At 72.4% G+C, this 15,204-nt stretch carries 15 protein-coding genes and 1 pseudogene; 13 read left to right on the forward strand and 3 right to left on the reverse strand.

Annotated features, from left to right (window positions below; genetic code table 11):
• Positions 1–8 precede the first annotated feature (8 nt).
• From ACFWJX_RS02860 to ACFWJX_RS02875, 4 genes are all read left to right on the forward strand, one after another.
• On the forward strand, positions 9–572 hold the full coding sequence (locus ACFWJX_RS02860; protein WP_383235785.1) for a hypothetical protein: 564 nt from the start codon (positions 9–11) through the stop codon (positions 570–572).
• Positions 573–631: 59 nt separating this feature from the next.
• A complete protein-coding gene (locus ACFWJX_RS02865) occupies positions 632–931 on the forward strand; it encodes an RNase A-like domain-containing protein (RefSeq protein ID WP_383235788.1) in 300 nt (99 codons plus the stop codon).
• A gap of 13 nt (positions 932–944) precedes the next feature.
• Positions 945–1,604, forward strand: a complete 660-nt coding sequence (locus ACFWJX_RS02870) for a contact-dependent growth inhibition system immunity protein (protein ID WP_383235791.1) — start codon at positions 945–947, stop codon at positions 1,602–1,604.
• A gap of 363 nt (positions 1,605–1,967) precedes the next feature.
• A complete protein-coding gene (locus tag ACFWJX_RS02875) occupies positions 1,968–2,507 on the forward strand; it encodes a hypothetical protein (RefSeq protein ID WP_383235794.1) in 540 nt (179 codons plus the stop codon).
• 430 nt (positions 2,508–2,937) lie between these two features.
• Here the strand turns inward: ACFWJX_RS02875 and ACFWJX_RS02880 are convergent, their stop codons facing one another.
• On the reverse strand, positions 2,938–3,771 hold the full coding sequence (locus ACFWJX_RS02880; protein WP_383235797.1) for a CDP-alcohol phosphatidyltransferase family protein: 834 nt from the start codon (positions 3,769–3,771) through the stop codon (positions 2,938–2,940).
• A gap of 107 nt (positions 3,772–3,878) precedes the next feature.
• On the opposite strand from ACFWJX_RS02880, the gene ACFWJX_RS02885 reads away from it, so the two are divergent.
• The 5 genes from ACFWJX_RS02885 (at position 3,879) to ACFWJX_RS02905 (ending at position 8,998) form a co-directional block, all read left to right on the forward strand.
• Positions 3,879–4,859: a zinc-binding alcohol dehydrogenase gene (locus ACFWJX_RS02885; protein WP_383235799.1), complete on the forward strand. Its 981-nt coding sequence runs from the start codon at positions 3,879–3,881 to the stop codon at positions 4,857–4,859.
• Between the two features lie 116 nt (positions 4,860–4,975).
• Positions 4,976–5,374, forward strand: coding sequence for a 6-carboxytetrahydropterin synthase (locus tag ACFWJX_RS02890; RefSeq protein WP_086772043.1), 399 nt, complete (start codon positions 4,976–4,978; stop codon positions 5,372–5,374).
• An 11-nt stretch (positions 5,375–5,385) separates the two neighbouring features.
• Complete coding sequence (locus ACFWJX_RS02895; RefSeq protein ID WP_383235802.1) at positions 5,386–6,555, forward strand: glycosyltransferase family 4 protein; 1,170 nt, start codon at positions 5,386–5,388, stop codon at positions 6,553–6,555.
• Complete coding sequence (locus ACFWJX_RS02900) at positions 6,552–7,610, forward strand: class I SAM-dependent methyltransferase (protein ID WP_383235805.1); 1,059 nt, start codon at positions 6,552–6,554, stop codon at positions 7,608–7,610. The genes ACFWJX_RS02895 and ACFWJX_RS02900 overlap by 4 nt, the downstream gene beginning before the upstream one ends.
• Positions 7,610–8,998, forward strand: coding sequence for a lysylphosphatidylglycerol synthase transmembrane domain-containing protein (locus ACFWJX_RS02905; protein ID WP_383235808.1), 1,389 nt, complete (start codon positions 7,610–7,612; stop codon positions 8,996–8,998). Before ACFWJX_RS02900 ends, ACFWJX_RS02905 begins: the two co-directional genes overlap by 1 nt.
• Here ACFWJX_RS02905 and ACFWJX_RS02910 read toward each other — a convergent pair.
• A pseudogene (locus ACFWJX_RS02910) lies at positions 8,881–9,633 on the reverse strand (creatininase family protein); the annotation flags it as partial. The gene ACFWJX_RS02905 and the pseudogene ACFWJX_RS02910 sit on opposite strands and share 118 nt — an antisense overlap.
• Before the next feature lie 38 nt (positions 9,634–9,671).
• On the opposite strand from ACFWJX_RS02910, the gene ribA reads away from it, so the two are divergent.
• From ribA to ACFWJX_RS02930, 4 genes are all read left to right on the forward strand, one after another.
• Positions 9,672–10,331: a GTP cyclohydrolase II gene (gene ribA / locus ACFWJX_RS02915; RefSeq protein WP_383235811.1), complete on the forward strand. Its 660-nt coding sequence runs from the start codon at positions 9,672–9,674 to the stop codon at positions 10,329–10,331.
• A gap of 246 nt (positions 10,332–10,577) precedes the next feature.
• Positions 10,578–11,726 carry an NAD(P)/FAD-dependent oxidoreductase gene (locus tag ACFWJX_RS02920; RefSeq protein WP_383235814.1) on the forward strand — a complete coding sequence of 383 codons (1,149 nt, stop codon included), beginning with the start codon at positions 10,578–10,580 and terminating at the stop codon, positions 11,724–11,726.
• Positions 11,723–12,784, forward strand: coding sequence for a saccharopine dehydrogenase (locus ACFWJX_RS02925; protein ID WP_383235817.1), 1,062 nt, complete (start codon positions 11,723–11,725; stop codon positions 12,782–12,784). The genes ACFWJX_RS02920 and ACFWJX_RS02925 overlap by 4 nt, the downstream gene beginning before the upstream one ends.
• A complete protein-coding gene (locus tag ACFWJX_RS02930; RefSeq protein WP_383235820.1) occupies positions 12,777–13,946 on the forward strand; it encodes a saccharopine dehydrogenase family protein in 1,170 nt (389 codons plus the stop codon). Before ACFWJX_RS02925 ends, ACFWJX_RS02930 begins: the two co-directional genes overlap by 8 nt.
• Here the strand turns inward: ACFWJX_RS02930 and ACFWJX_RS02935 are convergent.
• Positions 13,936–15,165, reverse strand: a complete 1,230-nt coding sequence (locus ACFWJX_RS02935) for a serine hydrolase domain-containing protein (RefSeq protein WP_383235823.1) — start codon at positions 15,163–15,165, stop codon at positions 13,936–13,938. The genes ACFWJX_RS02930 and ACFWJX_RS02935 overlap by 11 nt on opposite strands.
• Between the last annotated feature and the right edge of the window lie 39 nt (positions 15,166–15,204).

The raw sequence follows: 15,204 nt of genomic DNA on the forward strand, positions 1-15,204 counted from the left end.
AGCACCACATGTCCGTCGACCAGGCCTCCTGGGACGCTGCGGTACGCCACCTGTACAGGGATGCGGCCGCGTACATCGCCACGGGCCCGCGCCGCCGTGAGGACTGGGTCCTCGACGTTCTCGCGCTGATGGCTCGTGCCGTCCCGGACCCCCGGGGCTGGACCCGCGTCGATGACGAGGCGCAGGCCCCAGAGCGCGTGGGGAATCCCACCTGGCCCTTCGCCGTCCACCCTCCGGAACACGTCGCGCCGCGCCTCAAAGAGATCGACCGGGACAGTGCCGAGAACCTGCTGCTGGCCCTCACCGAGGGCGGCTGCACGCTGTCCAACCTGCGGTACTTCGACGAGTCCCCGGAGGAACTGCGGGCGATGGCGCGCACGGTCCTCGCGCGTTACGGGGACGACGCCATCTACCGCACCAACGTCAGTAAGAGAGGCAGCGCGCCCGGCACACTCGACTTCACACTGGAGAGCCTGGGGTACAGCCCGATGAGCGTCTTCACCGAGGATTGCGGCCTCGTCATCATCTCGGACACCGAGGTCGGCCTGTTCTGGACCTTCAACGACCTGTGATCGGGCTGCTGCTCCCCTACGTAAACACCCCTGAGCAGGTAATTTGAGAGGATGCCCCCGTGCTGACCCGTTCCTCCTCCTACCCCGACCGGGAGACCGCCCACTGGGCCACCCAGCAGGTGGTGACCGCCAACGAACAGCCCATCCACCGCTGGCTCGCCCAGGGCACCCGGGCCCGTCTCACCATCGAGGCTGCCTGGCCCTCCCGCGAGGAGCCCGTGGGCCGGGTCCAGATGGAGGGCGACCTGCTGGCGGGGCGGGGGCCCGTCGACGTCCGCGCGGCGCGCGTGGTGCTGCGCCGTGAGCCGTCGAGCCCGCTCGGCTTCGTCGTCCACACGACCGTCCCGTTCTACCTGTAGGGGCCGCACGCACATGTCCATGAAGCCCCTCGAACACGACCGTCGGTACGGCGAGCTGGACCAGGTGATGCGCGCCTACCTGGGGCAGCCGGCCGACGACACCCCGGAGCGGCGCAGCCGCGCGCTGGACGCGTACCTCCGTCACACCTGGCACACCAGCCCATGGGCCATCGCGGAGGCGGAGCGCCAGCTGCGCGAGTACAGCCGTAATCCGCCGGGCCGCATCCGGCAGAAGCTGGGCGAGTTCTACGCGATCCCGGACACCGGGATGGCCGAGCCGGAGATCGGCGACTGGCTGACGGTGCTGGCCGACCACCTGAGGAAGAGCATCGAGGAAGGCGATGTCCCGAAACCGTGGTCCCCGCAGACGCACTGGGAGTGGCACGCGCGCTTCCCGGAAACCGCGCAACTGCTCGGCGGCTGGTTCTCGCAGGACATCGTCGACGAGTTCCCCGATCACGACGCCGCCGTCGCCGACTACGCCGCCACCACCGACCCCCACCTGGTCGCACGCCTCGTGGGTGAACTCCAGGAACTGCTCGCCCTCCCCCTAAACGAGGGGGACTACGCCTTGGCAGCCGCCGAACTCGGCATGGAGGTCGGTCCGCCCGAGCCGTTCTCCCACGGCGCCTGGTTCCAGTCGCTGGCGACAAGGCTGTCGTCCGGCGTCTGATCCGGCCCTGAGGCCGTGGACGGACCTTCGACCGGGTCGGCGCACCTCCGGCATGGTTGGTGCCACGCTCGGACGGTGACTTCGCAGGAGCGCGACATTGCGCCACCTGATTACTCAACCGGGTTGGAAGAGTGGCGAGTTGCTGCAAAGTGGCGCGCCGTACCCTCGCGGGTTCGTGTCGGCGGAGCGACCGCGCCGGGTCGGCGGGCCCGAGTCCGGGGATTCCCGGCCGGGGGGTTCGTCACACGTCCGGGTGAGGCTTCCCGGTGCGGGCACGGTCCGGACCGGCGGTCCGTTTGATCCATCGACGAGCGCGTCCTGGTCGTGTTCGTCGCATTGATCGCGGACACCACGGGGGCACACATGAGTCTGACCTTCCGGCGCAACCCGGACGGCACGACCACCGGTCGGAACGAGGGGTCGGGTCTCACCGTGACCCACGTCGACGCGGAGGAGGTCAAGCGGCGGCTGTACGAGGACGCCGGGTGGGAGTACACGCCTGCGCCGCCTCCGGTTCCGCCAGGCTTCCACCGGTTCTCACTGGTGCACGAGGAGTTCGAAACCGCCGGTTTCGGGGACGAGCGGTACGCGGGTCTGCGGGCGCGTCCGCCGGAGGGGTGCGTACCGGTCGACCGGGGCTGCCTCGCCCTGGAGTGCGAGCGTCCTGGGCGAACGCTCCTGGACGCGGTCGCGGGCACCGTCGCGCAGGTCCGTCGCGAGTACGGGCTGGTGATGAACAGCCTGGGCGTCGAGAAACCGCAGGAGTGGCTCGGAGACGACCCGGACGGGCACCCCGGGAAGACGGTGGCGCAGCTCGTGCTGATGGCCGCTCATCGCGCCCGTCTGCTCGGGTACGGACGCAGAGACCTGGTCCGGCTCATCGACGCGACGGGGGTCGAGTAGTCGGGGAAGCGGGAGGCGGTGAGGGAGGGGAAGCCGCTTGGGGGAGGGCCGGGTGATCTCCGACGAGCGAACTCCTCCGGCGCGGTCGGAGGGGCCGGGTGGCCTCCGGCGCCCTAGTCGACCAAGGCCCTCGGGCACCCTGCCACCGGAGTCCGCCCCGGACCCCCGTTCGGCCTGGACGGCAGTCCCACGTTGGGCCTGGACGGCATCGTCCTCAACGCCGGACGGGCGGCTGGTGGCCTGGCGTGCCGGTTGCGTCCGGACCGGCTGCCGGCCTGAGATCGGGCCCGCCGACCAGTGGCCCGGACCAGTGCGCGGGGACCGGCGCAGGACGGTCATCGCCCGGGAACCGCTTGCCGCAACGCCCCCGCACGCGACGAGGGCCCGGATCCGTTCAGCGGACCGGGCCCCTCGATGTCGTGCGCCAGGACTAGCGTCCAGCCAGTTCCATATCGATGTCCAGGTCCAGGTCCATGTCCATGCCCATGTCCAGCGCCGGCATCTTTCCCACCGGTGCCGTCTCCGCGCCAGTGTTCTTCCTCCCCCGATGCGCCCTCGACTCCCGCCACAGCCACAGCACATCGCGGCCGAAGGACCACAGCAGCAGGGTCAGGGCCAGCAGGGCCACCGCGAGGTTCCCGGCGTGCGGGAGCAGGTCGGCGCCGGCGACGAGGAGGCAGATGCCCTGCATCGCGGCGACTGTCTTGCGGGCTGTGCTCGGCGGGAGTGGTGCGTTGAGCCACGGGGCGACTCGGGCTGCCGCGACGAAGGCGTAGCGCATCGCGCCGATCAGCAGTACCCAGGGGCCCAGGGCCATGGAGACGTACACGCTGAGCACGAGGATCAGGAACGCGTCGACCTCCATGTCGAAGCGTGCGCCCAGCGCCGTGGAGGTGCCCGTGCGTCGGGCCACCTTGCCGTCCACGCCGTCCAGCAGCAGGGCCACGGCCGTCAGGCCGACCAGCAGGGACACCGGGGGCGCGCTCACGAAGGAGTCCGCGACGAGTGCTGTCACCCCGCCGACCAGCGTGGCCCGGCCGAGGGTGACTCGGTTCGCCGGGCCGAAAGTGCGCAGACCCGAGCGGTGCAGTGCCCGTGAGAGCACCGCCCAGGTGGCTACGGCGAAGACGAGGCCGGTCACCCAGCCCGTCGGGCCCATGCCGATCGCCGTGCCGAGCAGGGCCAGTACCAGGATCTGTACGCCCGCTCCCACAGCGGTCTCCTGCTGGACCAGCCTTGCGTCGTAAGTGTTGTTCAGGGCCACCGCACATCCTCCGGCCAGGTGACAGAGTCGATCAAGGCCGCGTACTGTGCGCGACCTGTGCACACCTCGGTACGTGAGCAAGTTCCCGAACGTTCAGGAGGACGCCGATGAACCGCACCGCACGTGCGTTCTGGATCGGTTCGCCGGGCCATGGAGAGATCCGTGATGTGACCCTGCCGGACCCGGCGGAGGGCGAGGTCGTCGTCCGCTCGCTGTACTCCGGAGTCAGCCGTGGCACGGAGACCCTCGTCTTCCGCGGCGGGGTTCCGGAGAGTCAGCACGCCGTGATGCGGGCGCCGTTCCAGGAAGGCGACTTCCCGGCGCCCGTGAAATACGGCTACCTCAACGTCGGCGTGGTGGAGGAGGGGGTGGAGGAACTGGTCGGGCGTACCGTTTTCTCCCTGTTTCCGCACCAGACCCGTTTCGTCGTCCCGGCGAGCGCCGTCACCGTCGTACCGGACTCCGTGCCCGCCGGACGGGCCGTCCTCGCCGGCACGGTCGAGACGGCCGTGAACGCGCTGTGGGACGCGGCGCCGCTGGTCGGCGACCGGATCGCGGTGGTCGGCGGCGGCATGGTCGGCTGCTCGGTGGCCGCGTTGCTGAACCGCTTCCCGGGCGTGCGCGTGCAGTTGGTGGACGCCGATCCGGCGCGGGCGAAGACCGCCGAGGCGCTCGGCGTCGGCTTCGCCTCCCCGGAGGAGGCGCTGGGCGGCTGTGACCTCGTCGTGCACGCCAGCGCCACCGAGCAGGGCCTCGCCCGCTCACTGGAACTGCTGACCGCCGAGGGCACGGTGCTCGAACTGAGCTGGTACGGCGACCGCAAGGTCTCCCTGCCGCTCGGCGAGGCCTTCCACTCCCGGCGGCTGGTCATCCGCAGCAGCCAGGTCGGCACCGTCTCCCCGCGCCGCGCGAACCGCAGCTACGCCGACCGGCTCGCCCTCGCCCTGGAACTCCTCGCCGACCCCGCGCTCGACGCCCTCGTCACCGGGGAAAGCGCCTTCGACGAGTTGCCGGAGGTGATGCCCCGGCTCACGAGCGGGGCGATTCCGGCCCTGTGTCACCGGGTCACCTACGAGAAAAGCGCCTGACCTGAGAAAAGAGTGAGAGTCGGCTGAACACGGGGAAGCCAAGAGCCGTACTACACGGCATCCCCCGGCGGCCGATGGCCGGGGGACCAGACGCGCCGCACCTGGAGGGTCGTCCGTTGTTCAGTGTCACGGTCCGCGATCACATCATGATCGCCCACAGCTTCCGCGGTGAGGTCTTCGGACCCGCTCAGCGCCTCCACGGAGCGACGTTCCTCGTGGACGCCACCTTCCGCCGCGAGCAGTTGGACGACGACAACATCGTCGTCGACATCGGCCTGGCGACCCAGGAACTGGGCGCTGTGGTCAGCGAGCTGAACTACAGAAACCTCGACAACGAGCCCGACTTCGCCGGGGTGAACACCTCCACGGAGTTCCTCGCCAAGGTCATCGCCGACCGGCTCGCCGAGCGGATCCACAAGGGCGCGCTCGGCGAGGGCGCCCGGGGCATCGCCGCCCTCTCCGTCAGCCTGCACGAGTCGCACGTCGCCTGGGCGAGCTACGAGCGTGCGCTGTGACCGACGTGACGATGGAAAAGGCCCCGCTCGCCTATCTGCCCGCGCAGCCGACGACCCCTGAGAAGAACGGGGGGATCATCCCCATGTCCCTGCGTTCCGTACATTTCGTCATGCCGGGCGGCGTCGACGACCCGGCGAACCCCAGCGGCGGCAACGCTTACGACCGCCGTGTCTGCCTGGACCTCCCCGGCTTCGGCTGGCAGGTCGAGAAGCACCGGGTCGCCGGTGACTGGCCCAGCCCGCAGGCTCCCGCCCGCGCCGAACTGGCCCGCACGCTACGGGAGTTGCCCGACGGCACCGTCGTCCTGCTGGACGGGCTGGTGGCCTGCGGCGTCCCGGAGATCGTCGTACCGGAGGCGGAACGGCTGCGGCTCGCCGTCCTGGTGCATCTGCCGCTCGGCGACGAGACGGGGCTCGACCCGGTGCTCGCCGCCGAACTCGACGCCAGGGAGCGGGCGGTGCTGCGTGCCGTCCCCGCGGTGATCGCCACCAGCGACTGGGCGGTCCGACGCCTCGTCTCCCACCACGGCCTCGCACCGGAGAAGGTGCACGACGCCGCCCCCGGCGCCGACATCGCACCCCTCGCCTCCGGCACCGACGGCGTCTCCCGCCTGTTGTGCGTGGCCACCGTGACGCCCCGCAAGGGCCAGCACCGGCTGATCGAGGCGCTGGCCGCGGTGACGGACCTGCCGTGGACCTGCTCCTGCGTGGGCGGCCTCGGCCAGGACCCGGAGTACGTGGCCCACCTGCGCGGCCTCATCAGCAGGTACGGCCTCGAGGACCGGCTGGAACTGGCCGGACCGAAGGCGGGCGCCCAGCTCGACGCCGCGTACGCCTCCGCCGACCTGATGGTCCTCGCCTCCTACGCCGAGACCTACGGCATGGCCGTCACCGAGGCCCTCGCCCGCGGCATCCCCGTCCTCGCCACCGATGTGGGCGGCCTGCCCGAGGCGGTCGGCCGCGCCCCCGACGGCGGCGTTCCCGGCATCCTCGTCCCGCCGGAGGACCCGGCCGCCCTGGCCGCCGAACTGCGCGGCTGGTTCGGCGAGGCGGACGTACGGCGCCGGCTGAAGGCGGCCGCGCGAGGCCGGCGGGCGGCCCTCAACGGCTGGGCGAGCACCGCCCAGCGCCTCGCCGGCGTCCTCGGCCGGCTTCCCAGCGAACCCCGGAGGGCGGCATGAGGAAGACCACGATGACCCCGGCCGACCTGGCACGGCAGGTCGGCCGGATTCCGGCCCGGCCCGGAGCTCGGGAGGTGTCCCCGGACAGGGAAACGCAGACAACCGGTGTCATGCAGACGACCGGTGTCATGGAGACAACGGGTGTCATCGAGGGCGCCGGCCCGGTGGCCCGACCCGGCGAGCGGCCGACCGTACGGCTTCGGGACGAGGACGTCGCGGCGCAGGAACCGCCCCGCTACGCACCCGAGTGGCTGCGGCTGCGCGAGCCCGCCGACGCCACGGCACGGGCGATCGACCTGCTGGACCCGCTGCGGATCCGGCTGGCGAACCTGCCCGGCCGCACCGGCGGACTCGTCGTGCACGACCTGGGCTGCGGCACCGGCTCGATGGGCCGCTGGCTCGCCCCCCGCCTGGACGGCCCCCAGCACTGGATCCTGCACGACCGCGACCCCTACCTGCTGCACTTCGCGGCCGTCGGCTCGCCGCGGGTCGCCGCCGACGGCAGCCGGGTCACCGTCGAGACCCGCCGCGGCGACGTCGCCCGGCTGACCCCGGACGCCCTCGTCGGCGCCTCACTGGTGACCGCGTCGGCGCTGCTGGACGTCCTCACCCGCGAGGAGATCGACACCCTCGCCGCGGCCTGCGCGGGCGCCGGCTGCCCCGCCCTGCTGACCCTCTCCGTCGCCGGGCGCGTCGAGCTGAGCGCCGAGAACCCGATGGACGAGGAGATCGCCGCCGCCTTCAACGACCACCAGCGGCGCGGCGGCCTCCTCGGCCCCGACTCGGTCACGGCGGCCTGCGAGGCGTTCGCCGACCACGGCGCGAGCGTCAAGGTGCATCCCAGCGCCTGGCGGCTCGGCCCCGACGAGGCCGCGCTCACCGCCCAGTGGCTGCGCGGCTGGGTCGGCGCCGCCGTCGAGGAGCGCCCCGACCTCGCCGCCCGCGCCGAGACGTACCTCGAGGCCCGGCTCGCCGCCTGCGCCGCCGGCGAACTCCACGTCACCGTCCACCACAGCGACCTCCTCGCCCTGGCCCGGCCGACGGGCGGCGTCTGATGAGCGCGGAGACGGTGGGCGCGCGCGTCCCGGCGGCGCCGCTGTCGGCGCGGCGCGCGCGGACGGCCGTACGACGGTCCCCGCGCGACGGCGCCACCCTGGCGGGAACGGCCGTAACCGCTTCCCGTACGGCGGCCGAGGCGCCCCCGGCCCGTACGGCGGCCGTGATGTTCCCGGCGCGTACCGGCCCCGCCGTCTCCGAAGCCCGTATCGGCGTGATCGTGACCGAGCCGCGGGGCCCGCGGCCGGCCGCCCGTTCCCGGTGCGCAGCGCTGCGCACCCACCTCGGCACCGTCGCCGGCGTCGTCATCCTCGGCGTCCTGCTGTGGCGGATGGGCACCGGCGCCGTCCTGGACGGGCTGCGGCGGATCGACGCCCTCACCCTGCTGCTCGGGCTCGGCATCGGCGCCGTCACCACCGTGTTCAGCGCGTGGCGATGGGCGCTGGTGGCCCGCGGACTGAAGGTGCGGCTGCCCCTGGGGCCCGCCGTCGCCGACTACTACCGCTCGCTGTTCCTGAACGCCGCCCTGCCCGGCGGCATCCTCGGTGACGTGCACCGCGCGGTGCGCCACGGGCAGAGCACCGGCGACATCGGACGCGGAGTCCGGGCCGTCGTCCTGGAGCGCACGGCGGGACAACTCGTGCTCGCCCTCGCAGGAGTGACGATCCTGCTCACCCTGCCGTCCCCGGTCATGGCCGACGTACGGCACTTCGCGCCGCCGGCCGCACTCGGCGCGGTCGGCGTGCTCGCCGTCGTCCTCGCCCTGCGCGCGAACTCCTCGGCCTCCCGCTCGGGGGGACGGATGCGGGCGGCGCTCGCCGAGGCGCGCGAGGGGCTGCTGTCCCGGCGCAACGGGCCCGGCGTCGCCCTGTCCTCGGCGGTCGTCCTGGCCGGGCACCTCACCACGTTCGTCGTGGCCGCCCGCGCGGCCGGCTCCGCCGCCCCGGTGCTCACACTGCTGCCGCTGGCGGTCCTCGCCCTCCTCGCCATGGGCGTGCCGCTGAACGTCGGCGGCTGGGGGCCCCGCGAGGGCATCACCGCCTGGGCGTTCGGCGCGGCCGGACTCGGCGCGAGCACCGGACTCGCCGTCGCCGTCGTGTACGGGGTGCTCAGCTTCGCGGCCGCGCTGCCCGGGCTCGTCGTCCTGGTCGCCCGCTGGTGCACCGGGCTGCGGGACAAGGACCGCAACGCGGCGGCCGGCAGCCTCGTACCGGACGCGGAGCCCCGCGACGGGCGTCACACGGGGCCGGCGGAATCCCCCTCGGCCGTCCCGGTCGTCAGTATCGAGAAATACGTCCCGAAGGAATCCGCCAGGCTCGACAGGAGTTCCTTCCCCTTTTCCGCGGACCCCAGGGAGGGACGGCCGATGACGCCCGAATCGGTATAGGCGGACATTCCCAGCGTGAGCAGATGGCGACGGTCGTCCGCGGTGAAATCGGCCGACTCGTAACCGGGCCGGACGAGTTCGGGATGGGCGTGCAGCAGGATCGAGGTCTCGATTTCCCCGGCGTGCATGTCGGTGAGCAGAGAGGTCGACACCCCGGACCGCTGCCGCGCCGCCTCCCAGTCCTCGGCGGCCGGGAAGAGCGCCATCCGCTCGCCGCGGGCGGAGGACTCCTGGACCGCGTTGCCCAGGACATAGTTCCCGCCGTGTCCGTTCACCAGCACCAGGGCCTCGACGCCCGAGCGGCGCAGCGAGGCCGCGATGTCCTGTACCACCGCGTGAAGGGTGACGGCGGAGATGCTGACGGTTCCCGGCCAGTCCGCGTGCTCGTGCGAGCAGGCGATGGTCACCGGAGGGAGGAGGTGCACCGGATACGCGGCGGCGATCTCCCGCGCTATCGCGCATGCGACGAGCGTGTCGGTCGCCAACGGCAGGTACGGCCCGTGCTGTTCGAAGCTTCCGACGGGCAGCACCGCCACCTGGACCGGGACGTCCGCGCCGCGCGACCGCACGTCCTCGGTGGTGTCCGCCGGCACCAGCCCTCCGTACGCCGCCGTCCGCATTCCCGAACCACTCATCTTTTCCCGGCCTTTCGTCTCTGCTTAGGAACCAGATCATGACAGACAAATTTGGCGTGCTCGGCAAGAAGTCCTCCCAGCGCACCGGTGTGGAACGCGTGGTGAATGCACCGCTGCCCACCGTGTACGGCAAATTCCAGGCGATCGGTTACCTCGACCACGACCGCGGTGACGAGCAGGTCGCGCTGGTGTACGGCGAGCCGGGCTCCGAGAACGTGCTGACCCGGCTGCATTCGGAATGCCTGACCGGTGACGCGTTCGGCTCGCAGCACTGCGAGTGCGGCGATCAGCTCGAGTCCGCGCTGCGGGCCGTCGTCGCCGAGGGCCGGGGCATCGTCGTCTACCTGCGCGGGCACGAGGGCCGGGGGATCGGGCTGCTGGGCAAGCTGCGGGCGATGGCGCTCCAGGCGGAGGGCCTGGACACCGTGGAGGCGAACGTCGCGCTGGGCTTCCCGGTGGACGCTCGCGACTACAAGGTGGCCGCCGACATCCTGCGCGACATGGGCGTGCGTTCCGTCCGCCTCATGTCGAACAACCCGCGCAAGCGCGAGGCGCTGGTCGAGAACGGCATCCAGGTCGCCGAGGAGGTGCCGCTGCTGATAGAGCCGTGCGAGAACAACATCACGTATCTGCGCACCAAGCGTGAGCGGCTGGACCACCGCCTGCCGCACCTGGACGCGGTGGCGCACTGGTCCTGAAGCCGGGCACCGGTCCTGAAGCTGGGCACCGGTCACGCAACCGGGCACCGGTCCTGAAAACGCGCACTGTCCCGAAGTCGTGCACTGCCGGCCGCCGCGGGGTAGGGATCACGACGGTCACCGCCACCGCACGTGACAGCCGCGACAGCCACGGCACGCGACAGCCACGGCACACGACAGCCGGACAGCCCGGTGGCCCCGGTCCCGGTGACGGGCCGGGGCCGCCCGCCGGAAGGAGCCGCCCGCGTGAACACGCATGCCTCGGTCGTCGTCATCGGCGGCGGAGTGATGGGGACGAGCATCGCCTACCACCTGGCCGCCGCCGGCGTCCGGGACGTCCTGCTGGTCGAGCGGGAAGAACTCGGCGCGGGCTCGACCTCGAAGGCCGCGGGCGGGGTGCGCGCCCAGTTCTCCGACGAGCTGAACATCCAGCTCGGTGCCCGCAGCCTGGAGGCGTTCGCCCGGTTCGGGGAGGAAATCGGTTACGACATCGGACTGCACCGCGTCGGCTACCTCTTCCTGCTGTCGACGCCCGAGGAAGTCGCCTCCTTCGAGGCGGGCGTCCGGCTCCAGAACGCGCTGGGCGTGCCCAGCCGCATGATCGACCCGGCCGAGGCCGGCCGGCTCTCCCCGCTGATCACCACCGACGGGTTACGGGCCGCCGCGTACTCGCCCGACGACGGTCACTGCACGCCGGAGGCCGTCGTCCACGGTTACGCGGCCGCCGCCCGCCGATGCGGGGCGCGCATCCTGCGCCACACCGAGGTAACCGGTATCGAAACGCAGGGCAGCAGGGTCACCGCCGTGACGACCACCCTCGGCCGTATCACCACCGACACCGTGGTCTGCGCGGCCGGCGCCTGGTCCCGGTCCGTCGGCGCCCTGGTGGGCGTCGATCTGCCGGTACGGCCGCTGCGCCGCCAGATTGCGGTTACCGAACCGTTCCCCGGCGGTCTGCCGCCCAGCCTGCCGATGACGATCGACTTCACCAGCAGCCTCTACTTCCACGCCGAGGGTCCTGGCCTGCTGGTCGGCATGTCCGACCCCGACGAGCGGCCCGGCTTCGCCACCGACACCCACGACCGCTGGATCCCGCGCCTCGTCGCCGCGATGGAACGCCGCGCCCCCGCCCTGCTCGACCTGCGCCGCGCGGGCGGCTGGGCGGGGCTGTACGAGGTCACCCCGGACCACAACGCCCTGATCGGCGAGGCGACTTCGGTATCCCGTTTTCTGTATGCAACCGGCTTCTCGGGACACGGTTTCCTCCAGGGACCCGCCGTCGGCGAGGTCGTCCGCGACCTCTACCTCGGCCGCGTACCCTTCGTGGACGTCAGCCCCCTCGGCGCCGGCCGGTTCGCCGCCGACGCCTCGCGTCCGGAGGTCAACCGCGTATGACGGAACTCCACCTGTGGCTGCGCCACGAGGCCCGCTCCACCGAACGCCGCACCCCGATCGTCCCCGACGACGCCCGCCGCCTCGTCGAGAGCGGTGCACGACTGACGGTCGAGGAGTCCCCGCAGCGGATCTTCCCCGTCGCGGAGTACGAGGCGGTCGGCGCCCGTGTCGCGCCCGCGGGCTCCTGGACGTCGGCACCGCCCGACACGGTCGTCCTCGGCCTCAAGGAACTCCCCGAGGACCCTGGCGAACTGACGCACCGCCACATCTTCTTCGGGCACGCCTACAAGGAACAGCCGGGAGCCGCCGACCTGTTGCGCAGGTTCTCCAGCGGGGGAGGAGCACTGCTCGACCTGGAGTACCTGGCCGACGACGAGGGCCGCCGGCTCGCCGCGTTCGGCCACTGGGCCGGCTATCTGGGCGCGGCTCTCGCGGTGCTCCAGCACCGGGGCCGGCTCACGGCACCTCTGCGCCCCACCGACAAGGACGCCCTGGACGACACCCTGCGCCCGCTCCCCGGTGACGAGGATTTCACCGCGCTCGTCGTCGGCGCCCTGGGCCGCAGCGGACGCGGCGCACGGGCCGCGTTCGGCACGGCGGGCGTCGACCCCACCTGCTGGGACCTGGCGCAGACCCGCGACCTCGACCGTGCCTCCCTGCTCGGACACGACGTCATGGTCAACGCAGTCCTCGCCACCAGCCCGGTCCCCCCGTTCCTGCGCGAGCGGGACCTCGACGACCCCGCCCGCCGACTGCGCACCCTCTCGGACGTCACCTGCGACGTCGGTTCCCCCCTCAACGTCCTTCCCGTCTACGACCGGACGACCGAGTGGAACGAGCCCGTCCGGCGGCTGCGCAAGGAACCACCGCTCGACCTGATCGCCATCGACAACCTCCCCTCCCTGCTGCCGCGCGAGTCCAGCGCCGACTTCTCCCGCGCCCTGCTGCCGCTCCTGCTGGAGTTCGACGTGAACCCGGCCTGGGCGCGATGCCTGGCCCGCTTCCGGCAGGCCTGCGCCGAACTCGGCCCGGACGAGGGAGCTGAGCACCGTGGCTGACCGGGTTCCCGCGAGCGGCACCGTCCACTGGGTCGGCGCCGGCCTGTCCACGGGCAGCGGACTGGCCGCCCTCTGCGAGCACGCCGACCGGGTCCGGCTGTGGCACCGCACCGAGGAACGCGCCGCCCAGGCCCTTGATCGTCTGGGCCTGACCGGACGCGCCGAACCGCGCACCCACACCCTGGACGCACTCACCGCCGAACTGGCCCCCGGTGACGTCGTGGTGTCGATGCTGCCCGCCGGCGAACACGCCTCGCTGCTCGCGGCCTGCGTGGCGGAGCGGGCGCACTTCGCCTGCTCCAGCTATGTCTCTCACGCGGTGCTGGAGCAGATTCCCGCGGCCGTCGACGCCGGCACCGTCGTACTCACCGAGGCGGGACTCGACCCCGGCCTCGACCATCTCTTCGCGCACGCCCTGGTGGCCCGCGCCCGTGCCGCCGTCGGGGACGCCACGCCGGCCTCGTACCGCTTCACCTCGTACTGCGGCGGCATACCGGCCGTCGCCGACGACTTCCGCTACCGCTTCAGCTGGGCGCCGCTCGGAGTCCTCAACGCCCTCCGCTCGCCCGCCCGTTATGTGGAGGGCGGCACCGAGACGACCGCCGAGCGGCCGTGGGAGGCGACCCGCGCGCACCTCGTCGACGGGGAGGTCTTCGAGGTCTACCCCAACCGCGACAGCCTGCCCTTCGTCGAGCAGTACGGGCTGCCGGCCGCCTGGCAGGCGCGGACCTTCGTGCGCGGCACCCTGCGGCTGGGCGGCTGGCGGCGCGCCTGGGAGCCGGTGTTCGAGGAGCTGAAGGCGGGTGACGACACCCGGATCGCCGCCTTGGCCCGCGAGTTGGCGGCCGCCCACCCGATGACGGACACCGACCGCGACCGGGTCGTCCTCGCCGTTTCCCTGGCGGTGCGGGCCCGCAACGGCTCGTCCTGGACCGGCAGTTGCCTGCTTGACATGGTCGGCGACGCGGAGGAGAGCGCGATGGCGCGCTGTGTCTCCCGGCCCCTCGCCCTCGGCGTCCGGCACATCGCGGACGACTCCCTGCCCGCCGGGCTGAACCGCGCCGCCGAGACGGAGGAGCGGGCGCGGGAGTGGCTCGGCGAACTCGCCCGGGACAGCGTCCCGTTCACCCTGCGCGTCGACGGCCGGCCGGTCAGTCCGTGACCGCTTCGTGGACCAGCCGCTTGAGGTCGGGGTAGAGCTTCAGCGATCTCTTCGGCCGTAGCTGGGTGAGGAACTGGACGGTGAGATCGCGGCTCGGGTCGACCCAGAACGTCGTCGTGGCGACCCCGCTCCAGCCGTAGGTGCCGAGTCCGGAGGGCGCCTGGGTGCGGGCCGGGTCGATCACCACGGAGACACCGAGACCGAAGCCGACACCGTCGTTGCCGGGTTCGTCGTGGGCGGGGCGGCTGCCGACCGTGCGCAGGTCGGCGCCGCCCGGCAGATGGTTGCGGGTCATCAGGTCCACCGTCTCGGGCTTCAGCAGCCGTGTCCCGTCGAGTTCGCCCCGGCGTCGCAGCAACTCCATGAAACGGTGTATATCGTATGCGGTCGCCACCATACCGCCGCTGCCCGACAGGAACCGGGGCCGCCCGAACAGCGGCAGCCCCGGGATCGGCTCGATCCCGCCGTCGTCGGTGCCGCCGTACAGCTCGGCCAGCCGGCCCGCCTGGTCGCCCGTGACCTGGAAACCGGCGTCGGGCATGCCGAGCGGGCGGAAGATCCGTTCCGCGAGGAACTCGTCCAGGGACCTGCCGGAGACGACCTCGATGATCCGGCCCAGGACGTTGGTGGCCACCGAGTAGTTCCACTGCGTGCCCGGTTCGAACTGGAGCGGCAGCCGCGCGTACGCCTCGACGGTCGTCGCCAGGTCCGAACCGGGCAGCACCGCCGACTCCAGCCCGGCCTCCCGGTACAGGGCGTCGACGGGGTGGCAGTGGTAGAAGGCGAAGGTCAGGCCCGCGGTGTGGGTCATCAGGTCCCGCACCAGCGGGGGCCGCCCGGCCGGCCGGGTCTCGATGTCCTCGCCGGAGCCGCCGACGTACACCCGCGGGTCGGCGAACGCCGGGAGGTGGGCGGCCACCGGGTCGTCGAGGGAGAGCCTGCCCTCCTCCATCAGCATCAGCGCGGCGACCGAGGTGACCGGCTTGGTCATCGAGTAGATCCGCCACAGGGTGTCGGTCTCCACGGGCAGTCCCGCGGCGATGTCGCGGTGGCCGTGCGTGGTGAGGTGCGCGATCCGGCCGCCCCGGGCGACGGCCACGAGGAATCCGGGCAGCCTGCCCTCGTCGACGTAGTGGGCGACATGCTGGTCGAGGCGGTCCAGGGCCTTCGCGTCCAGCCCGACCTCGGTGGGGTCGACCTCTTGTCGCAGGTGTGCCATCGCTCTCCTCCGGTGCGTTCGAGCAAGGTGCGGCCCGGC

The sequence above is a fragment of the Streptomyces sp. NPDC058335 genome (assembly GCF_042723915.1).
Classification (GTDB): Bacteria; Actinomycetota; Actinomycetes; order Streptomycetales; family Streptomycetaceae; genus Streptomyces.

Excerpts from the sequence above, each read along its gene's own strand:
- ACFWJX_RS02885 (WP_383235799.1), top strand. The coding sequence starts at position 3,879 with ATGAACCGCACCGCACGTGCGTTCTGGATCGGTTCGCCGGGCCATGGA.
- ribA (WP_383235811.1), top strand. The coding sequence starts at position 9,672 with ATGACAGACAAATTTGGCGTGCTCGGCAAGAAGTCCTCCCAGCGCACC.
- ACFWJX_RS02900 (WP_383235805.1), top strand. The coding sequence starts at position 6,552 with ATGAGGAAGACCACGATGACCCCGGCCGACCTGGCACGGCAGGTCGGC.
- ACFWJX_RS02860 (WP_383235785.1), top strand. The coding sequence starts at position 9 with ATGTCCGTCGACCAGGCCTCCTGGGACGCTGCGGTACGCCACCTGTAC.
- ACFWJX_RS02895 (WP_383235802.1), top strand. The coding sequence starts at position 5,386 with ATGGAAAAGGCCCCGCTCGCCTATCTGCCCGCGCAGCCGACGACCCCT.
- ACFWJX_RS02875 (WP_383235794.1), top strand. The coding sequence starts at position 1,968 with ATGAGTCTGACCTTCCGGCGCAACCCGGACGGCACGACCACCGGTCGG.
- ACFWJX_RS02870 (WP_383235791.1), top strand. The coding sequence starts at position 945 with ATGTCCATGAAGCCCCTCGAACACGACCGTCGGTACGGCGAGCTGGAC.
- ACFWJX_RS02925 (WP_383235817.1), top strand. The coding sequence starts at position 11,723 with ATGACGGAACTCCACCTGTGGCTGCGCCACGAGGCCCGCTCCACCGAA.
- ACFWJX_RS02935 (WP_383235823.1), bottom strand. The coding sequence starts at position 15,165 with ATGGCACACCTGCGACAAGAGGTCGACCCCACCGAGGTCGGGCTGGAC.
- ACFWJX_RS02905 (WP_383235808.1), top strand. The coding sequence starts at position 7,610 with ATGAGCGCGGAGACGGTGGGCGCGCGCGTCCCGGCGGCGCCGCTGTCG.